Here is a 24591-nt window from a genome sequence, read left to right on the forward strand (position 1 = left end):
TGGTGTTATAATTTGATGTTCAATTCCATGCCGAAATAGGGGACTGCTTTCCTTCTGATTTTCGCCCCGTTGGCCTCGTAGCTGGGATTGTAGTCCAGTATGTTGTTCACGAACAGGGAGAGTCCTATCTTTTGATTGAAATACTTGGTCGCCGAGAAATTGATGTTGATAGATACGGGAACCGTTGTCCGCTTGAAAGCGGCCTCGTTATAGTTCACTACCAGATGCTGGCGTTCCATGTCGGTTTGGTCGGTTGCCGTGTAATCGTGTTCTTCACCTTTGATGTCCACGTACTTGATCGGTATCCCGTTCTTTTTCATGCTTTCCTGTGCGGTAAACCACATGCATTGTACCGAGGTGGCGAAATTCAGTCCGAGCTTTTGCAGGTACGTGTCGAACATGAAGTTCGTGTTGAATTGTTCCCGAATGTACCCGTCGTCGTCCAGATATAACCCGATGTATTTTAATTCCTTCCCGTTCAATATCACGCTGGGTTTCCTATATACCGGTTGGCTGTTGTGGTAGGTCGATTTGAACCATGCCCCGGTGACCGTGAGGCGGGTGTGTATGGATTCGATGCGGTTGGACGAGTATTGAAACTCAACTCCTTTTTTGACAATCATGCTACCGTTCGTGTTTCTCCCGTACGTGCTGATCACCGTGTCGTTCGCGTAAGTCAGGTCACTTAATTCCGGTGGCCCCTGCAGCGAGGTGTGGTCAATGGTCGAGGCGTCATATTTTTTATACTGGAAAGACCGGTAGTAATTGGTCGTTCTGAAACCGTCGGTCATTTTCTCGTAGAAATAATTCACGGAGAACAGGTGTTTGTCATAATCGAAATCCAGACGTACTTCCCATTTCTTGTTACGGGCGGGTTCCAGATCGTAATTCGTCGGGTCAATAATGTAGGTCATCATGTTTAAACGCCGGAAGTCAGCGTTCGTGTGATAATAGTTCAATTGAGTCAGGTCGTAATAGATCTTCTCCGGGTAGAGTTGTGACATCACGGGCATTTTCCTTTGCCAGCCGATCCCGCCGACAAGTTGGATGTTTAATTGTCGGTCGAAGAGAAACAGGGTCGGGAATTTCCATTGCGCGTTTACCCGGGGATCAAAGTATATTTTACCTTGCATCCGGTAATCCGCGTCCAAGTTGAGCGGGGAGAAGGCACGTATACCCCCGGCCACGATCAGCCGATGCCGGTCGATAGGAATATCAATCCGGTCCTCGATGAAAAACGATAACAGGTGATCTGCCGGAATCTCGTCATACGGTCTGGGGCGATAGGAGGTCGAGGGATAAAGAGGCCGTGTCAGGTCGTACACCTGACCTTCCCCTAGGTTTTTACTCATTCGCCATTCAACTCCCGCTTTCAATTTATTCGTGGTGTTGAAAAGATCGAAGTGAAATTCGCTCATCGTCTTCACGTAAGCATTGATGGGTTTGCCATCCACTTTTAAATGTGCCGTATAGCGATACGGGAGAAAAATCCCGTCGTGTTCGCCTTCTTCCGTGTTGTCGGGAATGGGGGTATCTTTATCCAGCGAGATAAATTTAGTCTGTTTGATTTTGTTGAGCGAGTAGTCCACGGCGGCGGTTAAGTTGACGTATTGCCAGTGCCGGGATTGGGTGAATACCCAGTTCAGCCTGTTTGACACGGACATCCGGTGATAGCTGGATTTGTATTTGTCTATCTTTTTGTAGCTGATGTCCGGATCGCTTTTCTCATCATCAATGGATTGCCCGTAGTCCAAGTCCAAATCCCATGATAATGACCGGGCGTTTGTTTTCCACACCCGTGCCACGTGGGTGGTTGCGGAGAGACGTTTGTAGTTTTCCAGATTGTTGCGGGGATCGATCTCTGCATCCAAGTAATCGAACCCGAAGTTGAATATCCATCCTTTGTTTGTCGCGAATCCTTTACCTAGGTACACGAGTTTACTTTCTGGGTCTGATTTTACGCGGGCTTCCCACGGATGGGCTCCCGCTTTTCGTTGGATTTTGATTACTCCGCTGGTCAGTTCACCGTATTCAACGGAAGGAATTCCCCGGATCACTTCCACGCTTTCGATGAAATCAGTTGACAGCATACGCATATCAACCCCTTTGCCCGTGCTGTTCCGGTAGTAATCGTGATCGCTTTGACTAGCTCCCAGCACGTGTTGCATGTTGGCATCCGTGTTGATCGGAACCCCGTTGACAAGAAAAGAGGTACCTAAGGATGAAATATCGTAATCGTCGCTGGAAACACCAACTTCCCGCAAACGGGCTTGGTTTACGCCACCGAGGGCGGGATCTTTCGTTCTTCCGCCCGGCAGTAATGCCAGTATATCCGTGAAACTTGATGGTTGCAGGAGTTCCATGGCCTTGCGGTTAATCTTGGAAGAGGTTGTAAGGCCTCTGGATTCGGATGCGGTGACAATAATGTCTTTTAGCGTGATATTGTCCGGTTGCAAGGCGATTGCAATTGTCGTATCCCGGTGGATGGACAGGGATTGATGCATTGGGGTATATCCGATAAAAGAGATGCTAAGAGAGTAGGTCCCGGTTGGAACGTTTTTTATGCTGAAACTTCCTTTCGTATCACTGATCGCGTGAAGTTGCACGGAATCATTCTTTAATAATACGGTTGCGAATTCCAGTAATTCGTTCGTCTTGGCGTCTTTTATATTCCCTTGCAGGTGAAATTGTGTTTGACTTTGCGCTTGAATCGGTAGCGCGATAGATAGATAACCCAATAAACAAAGAATCTCAATAATCCCAAATCTGCATTTCATCACTTACTTCTTTTTGTCGACGCAAAGTTATAGGGTAGGATAATATGAATCCATCACCAAAAGTAAGGATATTGGGGGTGCTTTTGGGGGAGAGGTGTCCCCGTTTATGGGGATAAAAAAAGAATGGGGCTGACCCCCAAGTCCATTTTAAACAACTACCCCCACTAACTCCCCCTTACTCAGGGGGAGCTGGAGGGGGTAGTTGTAAATACAAACAGGACTTTTAGTCACCCTCATTCTTTTGTTTATAAGGTTATAAACCCAATGACTTTCTGGTATTTTATTTCTGTAATTTATCGGCTCTTTCTTTTAATCTTGCTGCACGAGCCTCGCTATCTGGGTGGGTAGAAAACATCTGTTGTATGCGAGAGGCTTTTTCACCCCCGGCATTGGAGAGTTCTACCAGTTTTGTCAATGCTTTTGACATGGCGTAGGGGTCAACCTTTTGTTGAAGGCAGAAATCAAAAGCGTAATCATCAGCGGCGAATTCTTGCTTTTGTGAGAATTGTGCCCCCATGAAAGCCTCTGCCAACGCTCCCAGTTGGGAATTGGTCAATTTCGACGCTGTTTCACTTACCGCACCTGCCACGTTCTTGGCGGCCGAGCGAAGATAGGCGTTTTTCATGGCGTGTTTAGTGTCTTGGTGTACCACGTGTCCGATCTCATGACCGATAACAGCCAGCACCTCGTCGTCAGTCATTAATTCCATCAGTCCGGCAAAGATACGAATGCTCCCGTCTCCGCAGGCAAAAGCGTTAACATCAACAACTTCATATATAGCAAAATTCAGTTTCAGTCCTTCAATTTTGGGGAAGTTTGCCGTGATCTTGGCCAAGCGTTTTCCTAATTCACTATCCGGTGCCGCCACTTTATTATGTGTGTCCATCCATTGTATGTATTCCTGGCTCATGTTAGCAATGTCCTCGTCGGAAAGAGTGATCGCCCCGGCCGCGTCCTTTCCGGCTTGAATAGCTTTTTTCGTGTCGATTTTCATTTTGCCGATTTTTATTTGCGCTTGTAAAGTTAAGGTTCCGGCAAGTAACAATACGCACATGAATAGTTTTCTCATCGTTGTAATGAATTTTAATGTTTGATTATTAAATATTTCCTTATTTATCGTCCGATTCTATAATACATGGCGCAAAAGTAAGCATTTCTCTTATATCTTCAACAGGAAAGAATTATTTAAAAATATTCTCGCGAGAAGTGAGCAAGTGAAGAAAATTATATTACCTTTGCATCGCTCAAATGAAAAGGACTCGTAGCTTAATGGATAGAGCACTTGGTTACGGCCCAAGAGGTTGTGGGTTCGACTCCCGCCGAGTTCACGAAAATGTCATAAAATGGCAATGAAAAAATGCCAAACCTTGTAAATCTCATGATATACAAGGTTTTTTCTTTTTAATAAAACGACAAGATAAACCTTGAATTTGCCAATATAGCACGTGGCAAAGTAAATTAAAAGTAACCCGATCTATTACCCGGTAACTAGGTTACTTTTGGCAGAGAAATGTCCCGAATTGGCAGCGTGCAAAATTCTCTCTAACAAATAATTAAATTACATTTAAGTCAAATTATGTTGCTATGAGAAACACGTTTACAGTTCTGTTTTACCTGAAAAAAGAGTCTAAAGAAATCGAAAAGTTGATCTTCACGAGAATTTGAATAAACTCGCGTCGAACACAATTCAGTACGCGATTAAAAATTGAAGAAAAATCATGGGATCAAAAGAATCAACAAGCCAAGGGACGTACCGCGAAAAGCAATGAAATTAACAACACCTTGACCACGTTAAAAAGTAAAATATTACAACATTATAACGAGATCGCTCGTGAAAAAGGATTCGTTAGCGTGGATTACTTGAAAAGTAGCGTGCTAGGTCAAGTAGAACAGAAGAAACAAGCCACACTTTTACAGCACTTCGATAAATTTCTTGTCGATATGGAATCACGAGTTAATATCGATCTGGCGGCGAGAACACTCGGACGTTATCGTGTAACACGAGATCGTGCCTGTATATTCATAAAAGAAACGTGCGGGACGCCAGATTTACCACTCGAAGAAATCAATTATTCACTCGTGGAAAAATTCTATCTTTTTATACGTGAAAAGTACAACAGTGAAAACAACAACGCTTTAAAATACGTGCAACGCCTAAAAACGGTGATTAACGACGCGAGAGCGAACTCGTTAATGACAAGCGATCCTTTCGTTAATTTCAAATTTAAATTCGAGAAAAAAAGACGGGAGATTCTAACTGATGACGAAATAATCCGGCTAATGGAGAAGACTTTCACGATTGAAAGACTTGAAAGAGTTCGAGACTTCTACATCTTTTCTGTTTTCACGGGTTATTCACACGCGGATATTAAGGATTTAAAAGAAACGGATGTCGTGAAATTTTTAGACGGGAAACAATGGATCAACACGAACAGGAATAAGACGGGCGTGAGCGAGGATGTCCCGCTTTTAACTATCCCGTCTAGAATCATTCAAAAGTATAAAGGCGAGGGAAAGGAGGGAAGACTTTTCAATATACCGAGTAACCAGAAAATAAACGCTTACTTGAAAGAGATTGCAGATTTATGCGGGATAAGCAAAAAACTAACATTTCACACTGCAAGGCACACGTTCGCCACGACAATAACCCTAAACCGGGGAATCCCGATCGAGGTTGTTTCAAAACTGTTAGGACACACGAATATTCAAACGACACAAATATACGCTCACGTGTTGAAAGAAACTGTTAGCGCGAAAATGCAAGAACTTGGCGGGAAACTTGATATTTTTAATGATCACGTTTAGGATGAGATACTCGCTATTTTGCAAATTATTGAATAAAATATCCGGGATGATAATACACGAGTGATCACGGCAAACGAATACTTTTTGCAATACCTACCCGGGAAGATTTTTTGAGCCGGATCGAGGGGCTCCGAAACTTCCCGGGTTACCCTCGAAATCATTAAAATCCCGAGAATAACTTGTGAAAAGTTATTTCCCGTCATTTTAACAATTTCTCCACCCGCGTACGAGAACTGAATTTTATAGCGTTTTGCTATTCCACGTTTTCTAAAAAACGACCGATCACGCCTTGAATTTCCATTACCTGATCGCGAGACAAACCGCCTAAACCCTGATCGTTAATTTGTACGTCATATTCAATTTTGGGAGCCACTGTTATTTCTGTCAGTGTTTCACTTTTTAAAATCATCGGTGTATCTTTTATAACGTTTTTTTTCTTTTGAGTGTCATCCTCTTCTAGTAACAGAACATCTAGATTGCTCTTTCTAGATCGTGGCTGTCTGATTTTTCTAGGTTTCACTCCCGGGATCGAGCATTGTATATTCATTTTTTCTACTTGATTCAAAAATGAAAGAAGTGACACGAACAAATCCAATATTACCCAAGAAGGAGTACTTTCTATTTCTACATACAGGGCATCCGCGCTATAATCAGTGCTAAAAATTCCGTCATTAAAAGTGGTTGTTTTCTGAACCATGGTACATTCTCCCAAATCAGAAGATAAATCCTCGCTTGCCATGGGAATTTCATCTTCTCTATCAAAATAATCATCTATTGCGTCATAAAGAGATTCCAAATCCTCGTGAGATAACCCGTGAATCGTTTTTCTCCCGAGTTTTAAATAGTAGCTCTGTCCGGGTTTATCTTGACTCGTGGCAGAAGTGGAAATGTTATCATTTATCATGGTAATTCGTTTTATTGTTATACAAAATCACTTGTTCTCCTGTAAAAAATCAACAAGTAATTGTTCAAATTTTTCAAACTCGGGGGGAGATAATTTGTCCGATCCCTGTCCGTTAATATATAGCGTGTAGTAAAATGTAGGCTTATCATCCCAGCAACCATGATTGATACTCTTTGAAACATCGATGTTATCATCAATTAATTTTTCGCGCTCGTTCGTTAATCCATCTTCCATGATCTTTACCAGAAAATTTTCTCGTTCCTCGTGTACGCGTGTTGAATTATCAATATGTTGAAGACGTAACCGCCTCGTGTTATCCTTTAAAAACGCTTGAAGGGTATCGGAGAGAGCCTTTATTTGGGAGTAAGTGATACATTGAATTTTCCCGGCAGAGGAAAAGACACAATAGCGTGTTTGCAGTTCATCACACGTCTCGTCAAGATTCATGTCCATTTCTATGGAAAACCAAAAATCACCGCGAGTTTCTTTCATCCTCTTGCGTGCTACCTTTTCTTTCTCCCGGAATACTTCAATCCTGCGTTGCAGGTTTTCAAGTTGTTGTCTTGATAAACCATACATTAGCTGATCTCCTGTAACGATACAATAACTCTTCCTTGAATAATCCCCTTCAACAACGGTGTTCACACGAGTCAAATCATCCATGATATGCTGTATTAGTGAAGGCAGAAAAAAAGACGGTTCCGCCTGTCCCGCTGCTCAACACCAAAGGCGTGTGAGGTGCATTAACACTCTCTACGGGGGTACGAAACCGCCGTATCAAGATAACAGGCATAAAAAATGCCTGTCATGGAGTGGCAGGTTTCCCCGCCTTTGGTATATTGAGCATTACAAATGTACAATTAATTTTTAACAACTCGTTATTTTTCGGGAATTATTGAATCAATAATTTTTTCAATGATTCCCGAAAAATAATTCAAGTAACGAGAGAGTATTTAATTGCACGAGCAATTAGCATCCTAAGTTAACATGCAAGTAAAATGAAGAAAAAATGATGATTGATAAACATAAAAGACTATTACCCCCTTGTAATAAGGGATTTACAACTCATTTAGAAAGTATGTATAATACTTCTTTTACGCTCGTCGGGACGAGTGGTCTCGCCCCTTGCCGCTTGGGCGTTCCCCGACCGATGAGTTTTTATATGTCAAAATTATCGGACAGCATACCTTTTCATATCAACAAAAGGAGTTCCTCGTTTTACTACGGCAAAAACACGGGCTACCAATTTATTCCTTATTATATTGATAATAGCCATTTTAGATTTTCCGTCTGCTTGTCTTCTGATGTAATATTCACGCAACTCCGTATCAAAGTGAATAGCTGTCATAGCTGCCAAATGCAACATTCTTTTAACTTGTTGGTTGGCAATGGAACTTACTTGTGTTTTCCCGTGCACACTCGTTCCGGATTGATACTCAAACGGAGCGATGCCGGAATAACATGCAAATTTCCTCCAGTTAACAAAACGAGTAAAATTATAGGTGTACACTATCAAAAAAGATGCAATGATAAACCCGATGCCTTTAATGGTTGTGATCAACTCGAACGTGCTCCGTAGCTGTTCATTTCCCTTGATGATGGCTTTTATTGCTTGTTCCAATTTGCCAATTTCGTCTTGTAAAGAAGTTATTGCACTTTCATAGGAAGAAAACAACTCGGGGATATCCTCCTTTTGCATAACTCTCAACATTTCATTTCGAGATACAGTATATCCTTTCATACTCGTCATTAATCTGTCTCTTAGAGTTAATAGAGAATGAATTTTACGGATGTCAGCAGCTGGAAGCTTTGTTGTGGATATTTTGTCACTAAAGCGATAAGCAAACTCGGCAATACGCTTGGAATCAACGAGGTCATTTTTACCTCTGGTAATACCCAAAGACCTTTTGATTTCCAAAGCAGGAATCATAGCAAAGGGAATATGCCCTGTTTCTAAGAACATGGCTAATGGCAACGAGTAAAGCCCGGTATGTTCAAAACAAATCAATACTGTATTCAAAGAATGACCGACTTGTTTTTTTAACCACTGGGTAAATAACTCAAATCCAACAGATTCATTTTTAAACTGTTTGTGAGCACTATTCTCTCTAACAAAGACATCAAAGCTCAATTTTGAAACATCAATACCAACATAATTTTCAATCATCATGAGTACTTAATTTTTAAATTAATAATAAGTTGCCTGCAACTAAAGCCATTAACAGACCTAAAGTCTAAAATCCTAACTGGTTCCGTGCAACAAAAAAGTAGCTTACAGGGACAAATGCTATGTAAAGGTCGTGAACCTGGCAAGGTGTTATGTTCACCCCGTAGCTACTCTCTAAATATAATTTTATAATAATATTAATGATTACGATAACCCACCGTGGGGGCTACTTACGTTGAAGAGCTTGCTCTTTCATTACTGCAAAGTAATGGCAAGGTGTGTTTTTGTCCGACAAACATTCATTTGTCCGACAAAAAACCTTGCCCGGCTAACAGCCGGGATCATTTACTCCGAAGTCGTAAATCTTTAAATGAAAATAGTCATGAATAATACAAAATCAGTTATTGATTCTTTTCCGATTCATGATAACCGTGTTTATCCAGGTAAAGAAAATAACCTTCGTTCTAAACGTGACATACACTTGTTAGCGGTGGATTCGTGAAAAATAATGTAACAAGTTTCACGTGATTCTAAATAAAATCGCTATATTTGTGATGAGAGAATGTTTGCCAAATCATGACAATTTTTAAGCTAACAAGAGTAACTTAGAAGTAACCGAGTTCTTTAGAAAAATGCTACGTGCAGATTTACAGGATATTGAAAATATGAGTTCGACTCCCGCCGAGTTCACTAGAGAATGAAAACCTTGTAAATCGACTGATTTGCAAGGTTTTTTCTTTTTAATAAACGACAATAAAAGCACCTGCAAAACAGAAGATTTCTATAACTTTGCTTCCAATCAAGGTAAATAAAATAAGAATGGAAATAAAACATAAAATACAATTTGGAACTGATAGCGATGAATTGGCAAAAAAAGTCCTGACAAAAGAAAAGATAGCAACATCTTCCTTGTATGATTATTACTGTATGAACCTAAAAGATACAATAAAAGAAAACGAATATGTTTCTATACTAGATTCACAAAATAGAGAAATATGCATCATACAGATAACTAAGATTGAAATTATTGAATTTCAAAATATCACGGAAGAATTTGCCATAGCGGAAGGTGATGGCAATCTAGAAAATTGGCAAAAAATACATACGGAATATTATTCTTTAATGTTAGAGAAAATAGGAAAAAGTCTTACGGGAGAAACAAAATTGCTTTGTGAGTGGTTCACGGTAATAACTCGTTGATAGATAACTATACAAATCCACCATCCAACATTAAAACACATTTCGTGTATATCTCGGCAGGAGCGCCTAGCACTGTTTTGAGGAATACTCAAATTCAAAATTATAAGATTTCTCCGTGTATTGTAAATCCGGGGAGAATAAAATACTCCTTGGCAATAATGATATGTATATCAATTACTTGTGTTTGATATGTGTAATCAACAATATGTTCTAAAGCTTTGATCACGAAATTCGTGAGTTTGGTCTCGAATGGGTAATGTATACCTAAATTAGGGGATATTACCGGGTTATACATGGGTGAAAATATATTCTTGTTTGCCCGTAGTTTCCTTGTTGCCTAGTAGCATGAAAGTATAGTCGATGTAATTTTCATTTATAGTTTGTTAAAATGGCGGTGAGCATCGGGCGATAAGGCGGCGACAAGGCGGCGAGAGCGCCTAATTGTCGCCTAACAGTCATGCCATAGCCGGGTAATTCTCATGGCTAAGGGTAGAGAATCCCTGTAAAATCCCATGTTTCCCATGTTTATAAAAAGAAAAGAAATTAAACCGGGATGTCATATTTTTGAAACTGATAAATGTTATTTTTGTGAAGATGTAAAAACAAAATGCGATAAATGGAGAAGACGGTTTATTTTTTGGGGTCGGGTTTTTCTAAGGAGGCCGGGGGATTGGTCCAGAACGAGATTATCAAGACTATTTTGGATGAAGATTTTACGCGGGGAAACGAGCGTCTGATCAAGGCCAAAGATAATTTTATCGGGTTCTTGAAGGAGGAATTGCATATTTACGAGGATCATTATTGTAACGTGCAGTTGGAAGATATTTTCACGCCGATTGATCGTTGTGTCTGGGACGGGCTTTCTATCGGGCGGTATAGTGCGCGGGGGTTGGTGGAACTGCGGGAGGAGTTTAACGCGCTGATGGGGGCGGCGGTAAATTACAGTTTTCAGAAGAATAGGGCTTGTTGTGATTATATCGACGAGTTTGCCGAATATATTAATCAAGTTGCCCGGCGGCGCATGGAGGATGGGGTGGACCGGGTGTCGGTGATCACGACGAACTGGGACGTGATGTTCGACCATGCCTTGAAACGGGCCATCGAAAACGGGCATCCGGAAAAATTGAGCGTGGTGGATTATTGTTGCTACGTGAGTTCTTGGGAGGCGAATGATGACACAATCAAGCCGGGATTGCTTGCCGTGGGGTATGGGGGATATAATATTAAGTTGTTGAAGTTACACGGGTCGATGAACTGGTTTCAATGTCCCATGTGCCAGCGTATGTATGTGCGATTCGGCGAGGAGATCGAGATCATGAAGGCTGCCTATTGTCGGCATTGCCGGAAAAATTATGGGATGTCGGAGATTAACTCGATCAAGTTGCAGAGTAATTTGTTGCTACCGACTTATTTAAAGAACTTGAGTAATATCCAGATCAAGCTGGTATGGCAGAATGCGGCGATCGAGCTGTCGGAGGCGACAAGAATCGTGTTTATCGGTTATTCTTTACCTGCTGCCGATTTCGAGATTAGGCAGTTGTTGGCTCGCATGATTCGTCCCGACGCGGAGATACAAGTTGTTCTCTATCCGAATACTCCGAACGTGGAGGCCGAGGCGGAGCGTTATCGTAATTTCTTCGGGAGCCGGATCTCTGAGCGGGACATCATGAGACTGACTGTGCCGGAATACGTGAAGGAGAAAACTAAAAACTAAAAGATAAAAACTAAAAGTTAAAAGATAAAAGTTGAGAAGAGCGGGAGATTGGGAGATACTTGTAACTTTTATCTTTTATTTTTTTACTTTTATCTTAAAAGTGGTATTTATACTCTATTATGGTAGGTCTGAATACTTTATTTTTGTACATATAAAGAAATGTACAATTCAAGGAAAGAATTTATGACAAGTTATCATTTAGAGTCAGCATGTTGCGGGACTACTTTTGAGGATAAAGAGTGGGAGTTGGAATGTCCCCATAAGGATGGTGCGGCTTTGATCTATGCAAATTATGCAAAACGTCAATTCGAAGTGAGAAATGATCTGCCCGGTATTTACAGGTATGCTAACTGGATGCCTATTTGCCGGACGCTGGAAGGTTCCGGTGCTCCCGTGACTTACAAGAGCGAGGGGCTGGCTGAATATTTAGGGCTGTCTAATTTGTACATCACGTTTAATGGCTATTGGCCGGAACGGAATGCCATGATGAAAACCGGGTCGTTCAAGGAATGTGAGGCGTTTACCGTGTGTGCGCGGACGAATGCTTTCAATGACAAGATCATGGTGGTGGCTTCTGCCGGTAACACGGCGCGGGCTTTCGGACGTGTGTGTTCGGAGAATCATATCCCGTTGTTGTTATGTATTCCGGAAGATAATTTGGAGGCAATTTGGGCGGATGGGCCGTGGAATGATTGCGTGAAACTGGTTTGCTCGGCTTCCGGGTGTGATTATTTTGATGCGATTCATCTTTCTAATATTATATGCGAGATGGAGTTTTTCTACCCGGAGGGAGGGGCCAAGAACGTGGCTCGTCGTGATGGGATGGGAACAACGGTGTTGTCAGCCGTGGAGAAGATCGGGCGTATCCCGGATTACTATTTCCAGGCTGTGGGGAGCGGAACCGGGGCTATTGCCGCTTGGGAGGCAAACAAACGTTTTGTTGCTGACGGGCGTTTCGGTTCGCATTTGATGAAATTGATGGTTTCACAAAATGCTCCTTTCTCGTTGATGTACGATGCGTGGAAGGCAGGTTCTCGTGCCTTGTTGCCTTTGGACGAGGATGTTGCCCGGGAACAGGTGAAAGAGATGTGTGCCAAGGTGTTGTCTAATCGTAAGCCGCCGTATTCTTTGAAAGGCGGATTGTATGATGCGCTAGTGGCAACGGGTGGCGATATGTTGTTGGTGACGAACGAGGAGGCGATGGAAGCACAGAAGTTATTCGAAAAATTGGAAGGAATTGATATAGAACCGGCGGCAGGGGTTGCCTTGGCCTCGTTGATGCAAGCTGTTAAAGAACAGCGAGTGGAGGAGGATGCCGTGATCATGTTGAATATCACGGGTGGCGGTGTGGCTCGTTACAAGAAAGAGTTTAACCCGGTGATGCAGAAACCTGATCTGGTATTCCCGGTAAACCCGGACCCGGAGATGGTGAAGGCGAAGGTGAGAGAGTTGATCGGAGAATAACAAACGCTATAAAAACCCCGTGACTTTGGTCACGGGGTTTTTCGTTATGATTTTTTTATTGAATCAGCGTGAAAAGATTCGATTTTTCATTATGTTTGTCTTGATAAATGGAAATTTGGATGAAAATGGGTGTGCCGGATTTGGAGATATTAACAGCTTTTCAAAAGGATATGAACGAGGGGGGAAAATTACTCTTCCAACGTTATTATAAGCCGTTGGTGTTATTCTCCGGGTCAATGCTTAATGATTGCACTTTCCCGGAAGATATTGTACAGGAGGTGTTTTACCATTTTATCAAGAATAATGTTTATCGACAGTTGTCTCCGGAAGCCTTGAGTACTTATCTGTTCCGTTGCGTGAAAAACGCTTGTTTGAACAAGATTCGGGATCAGAGGGAATTTGCACAAGCGGAATTATTGCGGTATGATGCCGTGGAGGAAGAGGCGATGACTGTTTCTCTGGAATTGATCGAGGCTATTCGGAAAGCGATCGAGGAATTGCCGCGGAAGACTCGAATGGTGGTAATGTCTGTTGTCGTTGAAGGGAAAAAATACAAGGAGACGGCTGAGGAATTGGGAGTGTCCGTGAATACCGTGAAGACTTTATTGAGTGGTGGTTTGAAACAATTACGCCAGCAATTTTCCGATGCCCTTTTGCTATTTTTCATTTTGGAGAAAAATAATTTTTAAAAAACTCTCGAAAGTTATTCACCCATTTTTTAATTCTCGTGTTTGTCTTATAAAATATGAATACAAATACGAGATGATGGATAAGAATGAAAAAGAGACACGAATCCGGGAGTATCTTTCGGGAGAATTAGGCGAGAAGGAAGAACGGGAGTTCAATGAGTGGCTTGTCGGTGACGTGGAGGCTCAACAAATTTTTAAGGAGAGGGTGAAACAGTATGATTTGATCCGTTGGGCAAAGCGGTGGGAATATATAGATGACGAGGTCGCTCGAAAACAGGTGGTAGACCGGGTGCGTCGTTATCGCTTGAAGATAGGAATTGTAAGGTATGCTGCCGTGATTGCCGTGATACTGGTGTCCGGGGTAATGGTTTGGAATTGGAAATACCGGTCGGTGGAACCTGCCACTTTGGCTACCGTTTCTGTTCCCTTGACCAATGTACCGATCCTAAAATTGGCTGATGGAGAAGAGATCCCGATTTCCTCTCGAAACATGGAGATTATTCGTTCCTCCCGGAGGGTTGATATTCAATTGGCTGATTCGGGGAGATTGGAATACGTGGCAAAATCGGATTCGATGGTAGGGCAGGTGGAATACAATACTCTCGTTATTCCCCGGGGATGTGAGTTTAACCTCGTCTTGGCAGATGGGAGTCGGGTGTGGTTGAATGCGGGGAGTTCGTTGAAATATCCTGAAACTTTTTCGAATGGTGAACGACGGGTTTATTTGGAAGGGGAGGCTTATTTCGAAGTGGAACATGATGGGAATGCCCCTTTTATCGTGAACACGAGGTCCATGGATTTGCGCGTACTTGGGACGAGTTTTAATATAAAGGCTTATGATGACGAAAGCACGGTTATTACCACTCTCGTGTCCGGGAAAATCAGACAGGAATTTCCGGAAGTAGGTAAGGATGTCACGTTGACGCCCTCACGTCAATCGATATTCGACCGTGTTACCGGAAAGTTAGAAACGAAACAAACCGACGTACAAGCTGCCCTCGCTTGGAAAGAAGGTAAAATTATCGCGAATAACGAACGTTTGGAAGATATTTTCCGGCAATTATCCCGTTGGTATGATTTTAAGGTGGTATACACTCAGCCCTCACTGAAAGATGTCCGCTTTTATCTTCATTCTAACCGGTATGCGGAAGTACATACAATTCTGGAATATCTCCAAACAACGAAAGGGATTCATTTCACTTATGCTGAAAAAACAATTTACGTGAGTCAATAAAATAAGGAGATGCCCTCACATCCCCTTACCTGTTAGCCCCTCAGCTAACACTGTATTAATTTAATAATAAGCTAAACAAAGTTATGAGAAAAAAACGGAAATTTCAACAAACGTTGAGAAAAATGAAATTACTTGCGTTATTTATGCTTTTGGGTTTTTGTACCTGTCACGCTACCATTAGCGCTCAGGAGGCTCGTATCGACTTGAAAATGTCTGATGCGACGTTAAGTCAAGTGTTCAGAAATATAGAACAGTTGACAGAATATATGTTTATTTATAAATCCGAAGACGTGCAATCTATCCAGCACATCAATGTGGATGTACGTCAAACTATGGTGCGGGATGTTCTGGAGAAATGTTTGGAAAATACTGGGTTGTCATTTTTGTTTAAGGAGAACGTGATTATTATTCAAAAAAAGACTACCGATCAAGAGAAGAAAGAGAATCGGATTACGGGTAAGGTAACGGATGAAAAGAAGGAACCTTTACCGGGAGTGACCGTGATTATCAAAGGCACGAAGTTAGGCACCGTGACGGACGTGGACGGGAAGTATACCTTGGCGGTTCCGGTAGGAAATAATGCCCTGGTGTTTTCAATGATCGGGATGAAACAAAAAGAAGAGGTGATTGGAAAACGTACACAGATTGACGTGGTGATGGAGGAGGAGATAAGTGAGTTAGAGGACGTCGTGGTTACCGGGTACTATACGCAGGCGAAAAATAGTTTTACCGGGGCTGCCCGGACCATCACGGCAGAGGAGTTGCAGATGGGGGGAAATCAAAATATCCTGACGGCTTTGCAAAATGTTGATCCTTCTTTCATGAAAATAGATAATAATTTGGCTGGTTCGAACCCGAACGTGGTTCCTGAATTCCAGATCCGGGGAGCCGGGAGTATTTCCGGGATCGAGAGTGAATATGAGGGAAATCCGAACACGCCGGTATTTATCGTTGACGGGTTCGAAACTACGGCAGAGAAGGTGTATGACATGGACCCTTACCGGGTGGCTTCTATTACTTTACTGAAGGATGCGGCTGCCACGGCAATTTATGGATCGCGAGCCTCCAATGGAGTCGTGGTGATCACGACTAATGCCCCGGCAAACGGTAAGATGCAGGTGAGCTATAACGTGGACGCCTCGTTTTATATTGCCGATCTGAGTGATTATAACGTGTGTAATGCGGTCGAGAAGTTAGAAATTGAAAAGTTAGCGGGGATGTATACGTCTAGTTCCGTGACTCAACAACTTACGTTAAATGAATGGTATAGCGAGAAGTTGGCGAATATAAAAAGAGGATATGATACCTACTGGCTGGATAAACCGTTGGATGCTGTGGCTGTAGCTAATAAACATTCTTTACGTTTAGATGGAGGTAATGACAATATTCGATATGGAATCGAACTGGGGTATAGTAATACGCCGGGAGTAATGAAAGAATCCGGTCGTCGTCGTTTGGCTTTGGGAATGGAGTTACAGTACATTTACAAGAATCTGACTTTTAGGAATAATTTGACTTATTCGAATGTAAAAGCGACAAACTCGCCTTATGGCTCGTTTAGTGTTTACACGAAACGTAATCCTTACGTGCGGTATAAGGATGATGATGGTAATTATATTTATAAAGTTGATGAGTATGTTCCGATCGGTGGGGGTGGATTAGGAAAGGATTACTATAATCCGTTGTATAATACGACATTGAATACGACAGATGAGGAGAAATACAATGACGTGACGAATAATTTCGGGGTGGATTGGAGTATTATGGATGGATTGCGGTTAAAAGGAAGTTTTTCGTTTACACATCAAAATACATATAAGGATAATTTTAAGCCAGCCAAGCATACGGATTTTGCGGATTATGAGGACGATGATTTTGATCGTCGGGGATCTTATGTTGGAAGTCGCGGGGAGAATTACAGTTATGATGCCAGTTTGGTAATGACCTATTTTTATCAATTGGAAAAGCATGTGATTAATGCTAATTTAGGTTGGAATCTTCAGGAGAGTGTGACAAGGGAATTTACGGTAAAGACGGAAGGATTTCCGAATGAAAATTTGGACTATATCAGTTTTGCAACACAATACGAGAAAGACGGATCTCCGGCTGGAGACGAATATACTTCTCGTTTAGTAGGTTTTTTGGGTAATTTGAATTACAGTTATGATGAACGTTACTTGTTGGATCTTTCTTTCCGTGAAGATGCATCTTCTCGTTTTGGTTCTGACAAGCGATGGGCGCCGTTCTGGTCTGTGGGTTTAGGATGGAATTTGCATAACGAGGAATTTCTGAAAAACGTGACTTTTATCAATCGGTTGAAGATTCGCGGTTCATACGGTTTGACAGGTAGCCAGAATTACAATCCTTATCAGGCGATGACGACTTACAAGTATTTGACGGGGGAGCGTTATCACCATACGGTGGGAGCCGAGGTGATGGCTTTGGGAAACGAAAAATTAGGGTGGCAGCGCACGTTGCAACAAAATTATGGAGTGGATATTGATTTGTGGGATGAACGGATTAATTTCACGGGTAACTATTACATAAAATTATCCAAAGACGTATTGACTTCAGTAACTTTACCGCCTTCTTTGGGCTTTAGTTCGTATATGGATAACTTGGGTGAAGTGAAAAATTACGGGTATGAGTTGAATCTGCGTGTGGCGTTGGTGAAGAATCTTTCCAAACAATTATATTGGAGTGTAAACGCAACAGCCTTGCATAACAAGAATAAACTACTGAAGATTTCGAATGCTTTACGTGCGTATAATGACGATCAAGATGAAGATACAATGTCCGGATCTAAAAGTAAAGAGTCAAATCGCCCTAAAGTTCGTTATGTTGAGGGTAAATCCATGAATTCTATTTGGGTAAATCAGTCATTGGGAGTGGACCCGGCAACAGGAAACGAGTTGTTTCAAGCTGTGAATGGAGATATTGTGACAACTTGGAGTACGGATAATTATGTAATTGGAGGGTGTACGGATTCAGATTTGGAAGGTACATTCGGGACAAATTTGGCGTGGAAAGGATTTCAATTAAATGTCATTTTCCGTTACAGCTATGGAGGACAAATTTACAATCAAACGTTAGTGGATAAAGTGCAGGACGCGGATTTGCGGGAGAATGTTGATCGACGTGTATTTGAGGAACGTTGGCAGAAACCGGGTGACCAGGTGATGTTTACGAAACTTATCGGTGGTGCTACCGCAAATGCGACAAGTGTGACTAAACCGACATCCCGTTTTATCGAGGATAATAATTGGCTGGAGTTGTCCACCTTGAATTTGTCGTATGAATTTAAAATGCCTTGGATGAAGAAAATCGGATTAAAACGGTTGAAAGCCTTATTCTATATGAACGATGTATTCCGGGTTTCGACAGTGAAACAGGAAAGAGGTATTGATTATCCGTTTGCCCGTAATTTTAGTATTGGTTTACAAGCCCGGTTTTAATTATTTATGAAATAAATAGGTCAGAATTATGAAATATAGAATTGTAAAATACATTGGGTTGGCAGGAGTCCTTTTGTTGGGTGGTTGCAGTGATTGGTTGGATGTGGACCCAAAATCACAAATAAAACAGGAAGCTCTGTTTGAATCAGAAGCGGGCTTTCGGGATGCATTAACCGGTATATATACGGTTATGGCGAGAACGGAAATGTATGGTGGGAATGAGACGATGGGTTTTTTAGATATGGTAGGGCAGGTGTATACGGATGTGTCAATTAATTATGAGGATGCTCTCAAGTATGATTATGAGTCAACTAAGGTTGAAGAATGTATTGATGCTATCTGGCGGGGAAATTATAATGCGATAGCGAATTGTAATCATATTCTTGCTAATGTTGATGAAAAGAAAGGTGTTTTCAGTAGCGGTGTGTATGAGGCCGTGAAGGCGGAGGCTATGGCATTACGGGGATTCTTGCATTTCGATGTGTTACGAGGGTTTGCTCCGTCGTATTTGAGGGGGGCTAATGTGGCTGCAATTCCTTATGTAGAAGAGGTGACCAATAAACCAATAGCCCAATTGACTGTAGCAGAGGTGATCGATAAGGTGATTGATGATGTGGAGGCTGCACGAAAATTGATCAAGGAGGTAGATCCGATCGGGCCATCATTTGATTCGTATACAGAGAAAGGTTACGAGACAGAGGATTATATTCAGGGAGATGGTTTTTGGCTGTATCGGAAATCCCATTTAAATTATTACGGAATGACGGCCTTGCTAGCACGTGTATATTTATACAAAGGCGACAAAACGAAAGCTTTGGAATGTGCAAAGGAAGTTATTGATGGGGAAAAGTTTACTTTGTTGGAGGAATCTCAGTTGGGGGATGGTAATACATGGGGAAATTTGTGTAGTGAAAATGAATACATATCTTCTTTGTACGTGTATGATATGGAAGAGGGGCGTTCGGATGTGTATTTTGGAGAAGAGAGTACCGTACAATGTCATATTTCTGATACTCGCCGGGCCAGTGTGTTTGGAACTCCCGGCGTGGATATAGATTGGCGGAACCAGAACACGTTTTTTTTGAAAACCGGGGAAGCTAAAACATATATTGGTAAATATCGAGGCGTGAATAGGATTCCTTTATTGAAATTGTCGGAGATGTACTTGATTGCCGCAGAGGCTTCGGGTGACAAAGGTTATTTACAAACCTTGCGTGATCATCGAGGATACGTGAATTATCCGTTGGAGGAGAATTGTGATCTAGCCGCGGAAATCGAGGCTGAGTATCGGAAAGAGTTTATGGCAGAAGGACAATTGTTTTATTATTATAAGCGGCTTGATTATAATACTTTGCCCGATATGGGTGTTGTGATGACCGGTAATTACGTGTTCCCGATGCCGGATGATGAAATGGAGTTTGGTGATATTAAATAAAGCGGAATTATGAAAAAGTTATATTATATTTTCTTGTTGTTAATTGTCTTTGGAAGTTGTAAGGATAATGCAGATTATCCTTTTACCGGGAAAGATGCCGTTTACTTCCAATTGCAGACTGAAAGTTATTATTGGACAAAGACGCTGGACAGTATAGTTTATTCTTTTGCAGGTAAAGGAGTTGACGAGGATACATTGTGGGTTCGGGTAAATTTGGAAGGAAATGCTGCACCTGAAGGTCGTCCGGTGATTGTTGTGGTAGATGAGGAAAAGACAACGGCAGAGGTAGGTTTACATTATGAGGCGTTGAAGGCAGAGTATGAGTTGCCTTGCGATTCAGTATACGTGAATATTCCGGTGATTATTTATAATAAGGATAAGTCATTGGAAAACAGACAAGTTGTCGTCGCGCTAGCTTTGAAATCTTCAGAAGAACTGGAATTGGGAATTACCGAGCGTTTAAGTTGTAGACTGATTGTTTCCAACATGTTGAGTAAACCGAGTTATTGGGAACAGACGATTAAGTATGATTTTGGTGATTATTCCCGGAGAAAACATGAGTTGTGTATACTTGAATTAAAACGGGATTTCCCAGTAGAAGCGAGCGAATATTCCAATGAACGTACGATGTGGCAAGTGTATGGGGCTTATATGAGTGATTATTTTAAAGAGAATTATCCGGTAAAGGATGAGAATGATGTTGTTATAGAGCCTTGGTGATTTTTGTATAATTTGGTAAATGAAAAGTATAAATGAAAAAAATATATTGTTTATTAGGGTTTATCATGTGCGCCTTTTATGCCTGTTTGGAAGATAAGGGGAATGATGTGTACAGAGAACTAAATGATGTTACTATCGAAAGGATAAAAGACACGACGGTGGAACAATTCACGCATTTGCAGATAACACCGGAAATTACTGTACGTGATGGAGATTTTAATCCTGAAAATTACACTTATTTGTGGCAGATGTATATTACTTACAGTGGGGTTGGTAGTTCTACGAAGTTGGATACACTCTCTTTTGAGAAGGATTTGGACGTGGAAGTTACAAGTATACCAGAGACATATTCTCTTGTTTTCGAGATAACGGATAAAGAAACGGGAGTATCATATGTTCCTGATAGACGGGCACAAATTACGGTAGTCAATTCTTATTCGAAAGGGATGATGGCATTGAGTAACGTGAACGGGGAGGCTAACGTGACTTTCGTGAATGTTGTCGGTTCGGTGGTGGAGGATGCCTACCAGAAGGTAAATGGGGAAGTAGCCGGCAAAAACCCGACCGGGGTTCGTTATATAACAAGTATGATTGCTGGTGCGGAAAAGATGGTGGTGATTATGACAGATGATGAACGAGGTGGTGTTGTTGTCAAACCTTTGGATATGTCGTATGTGATGGATTTTAAAGATATGTTTTATTTCCAGCCAGAGGTTGTAAAGCCGCAGTCTTTTGGTACGCATAGTGTTACATTGTACGAGTATGTGAATAATAATGGAATTCTTTACCGGAGAGAGAATCGAGAGAATGGATATCCAAAGTATGGAGTTGCTGTTAAAGGTGACTACGAAAAGATTGCTCCGTTTGATTTCTTTTTTTGTATGACTAATTATAGGGCTTATTTTTATGACCAAGGGAAAGAGCGCTTTATTTCCATGAAATGTCCTTTACAATGGGATGAAATTATCACTTTACCGGATGATCTGACGGGAGAGTTTAATCCTAATAGCGTGGGAATGCAGATGGTGTGGGGAGGATTGTTCGGTAACGAGTATTCTATGAGTAGCGGACGGGCTGTCATGGTTGATGATGCGGGTGAATATTATATGCTTTCTTTTGAGGTGGGTAAAGATAAGGACGGCAATCCTCAGTTTTCTCCGAAAAAGAAGAGGCAGTTGTCTCATCCAGGAGGTAGGGAGGCTCATACTTTTACGACTTCCCAGAAAGCAAATTTCCTATATTATGGTTATGCCGGAAAGATAGCTTGTGTTAGTTTTGATACGGGAAATTTGTTGATGGAATATGAAGTGGGAGGAGGAAATGTTGATTACATTGAATGTGATCAGGTTGGAAATACTAACCAAATGTGGGTTGGTGTCAGCGATGGTTCGGGTGCAAAGAATTCGGGTTCTATCGTGGTGCTGGAGATGAGTACGGATGGTTCGTTAAAAGAAGTTGCCCGTTATAAAAATGTATGTGGGAAAGTGGTCGATTTCGAATATAAAAAATAACGATTAAAAAGATGAAAATTAGATTGATATTATGGGCCGCACTTTTGTGCGGTACCATCTTTCGTGCAAATGCTCAAGGAGTGGAATTTCGTGATCTGACTTTCCGGCAGGCTTTGGAACAAGCCCAAAAAGAGGGAAAGTTAGTGTTCATGGATTGTTATACCAGTTGGTGTGGGCCTTGTAAAAATATGTTGAACAATGTATTTACATTAGCCGAGGCAGGAGTGTTTATGAATGAAGAATTCGTATGTGTGAAATTCGATATGGAAAAGGGGGAAGGAATAGAACTCGGAAAACGTTTTGAAGTGCGTGCTTTTCCAACTTTCTTCATATTACGACCGGATGGAACGGTACAACATAAATTAGTGGGTGGTAGCCAATGGGAGCGATTCCGGATGCGTGTGGAGAGAGGTTTAAATGAAAAGACTTCATTGCTCTACTTGGAGGGGCGTAATCAAGCGGGCAAATTGTCTACAAAAGAATATGCCGCCTATGTAAATGCATTGAGAGATGCTTCGCATGATAACGAAATTGAAACTTTTTGTCAGAAAGCGTTTGGTAAATTGAATGATAAGGTGAAATGTCGCAAGGAGAACTGGTATCTTTTTGAACAGGAGATGCAACCGAATGATGAACGATTTATTTATTTGGTAGAAAATAAGTCGGATTTTGATAAAAATATTGGAAGTACAATTGTAGATGAACGGATTTGTTCCGTGTATTCGGATGCGTTGAATCGTTTACATAGTGATAAAGGGAATACGTGGGTTGAAATGTATGGATTGATAAAAACTCAATCGGGAAAGATTGAGTTTGATGGAAAGGATAAGATTAGTTGCCTGTTGGAGTATATTGTTGCTTTGAAAACCCGGGATGTAGAGAACGTGTTGCAATGTTTGGAGAAGAATAAGGAAAATTTACCGACTTATGTCGAGTTTGATATGCTCGGAGGCTTAAATTTTATCATGAATCTTGGTGATAACAGTCAAGTTGAGCGTTATATTCAATTAGGAAGAGAGGCGGAGGATAAGGCTGAAACTCCACAATTGAAAGAGATTATAAAAAGAGTTTTCGATAAATTACAAGGAGAGTTGACAGATCGTACTACTTATGTCGAATTGAAAGGAAAGGTGACGAAGGATAAAATGGAGAATGTAAATCTGTATGAGGTGGTGGATGGTAAGGAACGTTTGGTGGCAACAACTCATATTAGTGAAGATGGGCATTATGGTTTTTCTTTTCAACCTGCATATCAGGGATTTTATACCGTGGGAGGAGAGAAAATTTTAGATCGTGTACGTCTGTATCTGGAGCCGGGTGATCGGGCTGAGGTGAACATCTTAGAAGATACGCTGATGATAACTGACCGTAATACTCCAGAAAATCTTTTACTGGCTCGTTGGGAATCAATGATGATACCTGTGAGGAAAAGGTTGGATGATATGAAATATGTTTTATTCGATTACAGGGATTTTTATCCTTATTTCGTGGCTTTTTTACCACAGGCGGAGAAGTTTAAGGATGAAATCTCTTTCCGGGATGCGGCTTTCGCGGCTTTAGTTAGGCAAACGGTTGATTATGATTTGGATTATGCTGCGTTTAGAATATTGAATGCTTTAAAAGCGACGAAAGAAGTTTATATGCGTGATGGCAGACCGACACATATTCCAAGTCGTCCGACACCGGCAGATTATCCGGAATATTATAAGACAATCGTGAAAAAAGGAAAGTTGTCGGATGCTTCGATATTAAGGCAACCTTATGGCTATGATTATTTACAACGTTATACGACTTTTGCTTGTGGTGGAGAAAAAGAACGGATTGCTTTGGAGAATCGTTTGGAATGGTTGTCAAGCGATCCGTTGAAAGCTGAAATGATTCTTTGGGAGATGGAAAAGTGTAGGAAGTATGAAGATTATATCGAACTTTTGGATACTTACGGGAACTATTTGACAACAGCCAATCATCAACAACGAGTTGATGATGTTTCGGCTAAATTATACAAGGGTACTGCCGGAAAATTAGCATCTGATTTTACCTACCCGGATCGGGATGGAAAACTGGTTTCCTTGTCGGATTTTCGAGGAAAAGTAGTTGTCGTGGATGTTTGGGCTACATGGTGTGGGCCTTGTCGGGCAGAAATCCCACATTTGCTTAAACTAGAAAAGGAGATGAGGGGAAAAGACGTGGTCTTTATCGGAGTATCTGTCGACGAACAGAAAGACTATAAAAAATGGTTGGAGGCATTGGAACAGGAAGGATTGGAAGGTATTCAGCTATTTGCTAATGGTAAGAACAAGCAAGGTAGGGATAAAATAATGAATGATTATAAAATTAAAGGGATACCTCGGTTTATGGTATTTAACAAAAAAGGAAAGGTCGTTACGATTAATTCGCCCCGTCCCTCAAGTCCGGAACTGAAGAGCTTGTTGCAAAAGTTGTTGAAATAAAAAGAACTCCAAGGACAAGGAAATAATAAAATATATTAAAAACCCCGTAACGGAAGTTGCGGGGTT

At 41.5% G+C, this 24591-nt stretch carries 16 protein-coding genes and 1 tRNA gene; 12 read left to right on the forward strand and 5 right to left on the reverse strand.

Going from position 1 to position 24591, the window contains the following annotated elements; all coding sequences use genetic code 11:
• Positions 1-5: 5 nt before the first annotated feature.
• Both I2I33_RS08260 and I2I33_RS08265 read right to left on the reverse strand, forming a co-directional pair.
• Positions 6-2777, reverse strand: a complete 2772-nt coding sequence (locus tag I2I33_RS08260) for a TonB-dependent receptor (protein WP_087420542.1) — start codon at positions 2775-2777, stop codon at positions 6-8.
• Between the two features lie 280 nt (positions 2778-3057).
• Positions 3058-3846, reverse strand: a complete 789-nt coding sequence (locus tag I2I33_RS08265) for a M48 family metallopeptidase (RefSeq protein ID WP_087420541.1) — start codon at positions 3844-3846, stop codon at positions 3058-3060.
• A 186-nt stretch (positions 3847-4032) separates the two neighbouring features.
• On the opposite strand from I2I33_RS08265, the gene I2I33_RS08270 reads away from it, so the two are divergent.
• Positions 4033-4105, forward strand: a tRNA-Arg gene (locus I2I33_RS08270).
• 337 nt (positions 4106-4442) lie between these two features.
• On the forward strand, positions 4443-5582 hold the full coding sequence (locus I2I33_RS08275) for a site-specific integrase (RefSeq protein ID WP_343210770.1): 1140 nt from the start codon (positions 4443-4445) through the stop codon (positions 5580-5582).
• A gap of 253 nt (positions 5583-5835) precedes the next feature.
• Here I2I33_RS08275 and I2I33_RS08280 read toward each other — a convergent pair whose 3' ends face one another.
• The 3 genes from I2I33_RS08280 to I2I33_RS08290 form a co-directional block, all read right to left on the reverse strand.
• Positions 5836-6486 carry a hypothetical protein gene (locus I2I33_RS08280; RefSeq protein WP_087420538.1) on the reverse strand — a complete coding sequence of 217 codons (651 nt, stop codon included), beginning with the start codon at positions 6484-6486 and terminating at the stop codon, positions 5836-5838.
• Between the two features lie 27 nt (positions 6487-6513).
• Positions 6514-7149, reverse strand: coding sequence for a hypothetical protein (locus I2I33_RS08285; protein WP_087420537.1), 636 nt, complete (start codon positions 7147-7149; stop codon positions 6514-6516).
• Positions 7150-7657: 508 nt separating this feature from the next.
• Positions 7658-8656 carry an IS110 family transposase gene (locus tag I2I33_RS08290; RefSeq protein WP_195666788.1) on the reverse strand — a complete coding sequence of 333 codons (999 nt, stop codon included), beginning with the start codon at positions 8654-8656 and terminating at the stop codon, positions 7658-7660.
• A gap of 816 nt (positions 8657-9472) precedes the next feature.
• Here I2I33_RS08290 and I2I33_RS08295 point away from each other — a divergent pair.
• The 10 genes from I2I33_RS08295 (at position 9473) to I2I33_RS08340 (ending at position 24525) form a co-directional block, all read left to right on the forward strand.
• On the forward strand, positions 9473-9853 hold the full coding sequence (locus I2I33_RS08295; protein WP_087420535.1) for an ASCH domain-containing protein: 381 nt from the start codon (positions 9473-9475) through the stop codon (positions 9851-9853).
• Between the two features lie 616 nt (positions 9854-10469).
• Complete coding sequence (locus tag I2I33_RS08300; protein WP_087420533.1) at positions 10470-11567, forward strand: hypothetical protein; 1098 nt, start codon at positions 10470-10472, stop codon at positions 11565-11567.
• A 183-nt stretch (positions 11568-11750) separates the two neighbouring features.
• Positions 11751-13031 carry a cysteate synthase gene (locus I2I33_RS08305; protein ID WP_087420670.1) on the forward strand — a complete coding sequence of 427 codons (1281 nt, stop codon included), beginning with the start codon at positions 11751-11753 and terminating at the stop codon, positions 13029-13031.
• Positions 13032-13150: 119 nt separating this feature from the next.
• Entirely contained in the window at positions 13151-13720 is a 570-nt protein-coding gene (locus I2I33_RS08310) for an RNA polymerase sigma factor (protein WP_229128236.1), read from the forward strand.
• Positions 13721-13796: 76 nt separating this feature from the next.
• On the forward strand, positions 13797-14954 hold the full coding sequence (locus I2I33_RS08315; protein ID WP_162613741.1) for a FecR domain-containing protein: 1158 nt from the start codon (positions 13797-13799) through the stop codon (positions 14952-14954).
• Positions 14955-15076: 122 nt separating this feature from the next.
• Entirely contained in the window at positions 15077-18409 is a 3333-nt protein-coding gene (locus tag I2I33_RS08320; RefSeq protein WP_229128237.1) for a SusC/RagA family TonB-linked outer membrane protein, read from the forward strand.
• A 28-nt stretch (positions 18410-18437) separates the two neighbouring features.
• A complete protein-coding gene (locus I2I33_RS08325; RefSeq protein WP_087420531.1) occupies positions 18438-19844 on the forward strand; it encodes a RagB/SusD family nutrient uptake outer membrane protein in 1407 nt (468 codons plus the stop codon).
• 9 nt (positions 19845-19853) lie between these two features.
• Entirely contained in the window at positions 19854-20564 is a 711-nt protein-coding gene (locus tag I2I33_RS08330) for a DUF4843 domain-containing protein (protein WP_087420530.1), read from the forward strand.
• A 32-nt stretch (positions 20565-20596) separates the two neighbouring features.
• Entirely contained in the window at positions 20597-22075 is a 1479-nt protein-coding gene (locus I2I33_RS08335; protein WP_087420529.1) for a PKD-like family lipoprotein, read from the forward strand.
• An 11-nt stretch (positions 22076-22086) separates the two neighbouring features.
• Positions 22087-24525, forward strand: coding sequence for a TlpA family protein disulfide reductase (locus tag I2I33_RS08340; RefSeq protein ID WP_087420528.1), 2439 nt, complete (start codon positions 22087-22089; stop codon positions 24523-24525).
• The last annotated feature ends 66 nt before the right edge of the window (positions 24526-24591 follow it).

The sequence above is a fragment of the Butyricimonas sp. BSD2780061689_150309_C8 genome (genome assembly GCF_015560935.1).
Lineage (GTDB): Bacteria > Bacteroidota > Bacteroidia > Bacteroidales > Marinifilaceae > Butyricimonas > Butyricimonas paravirosa.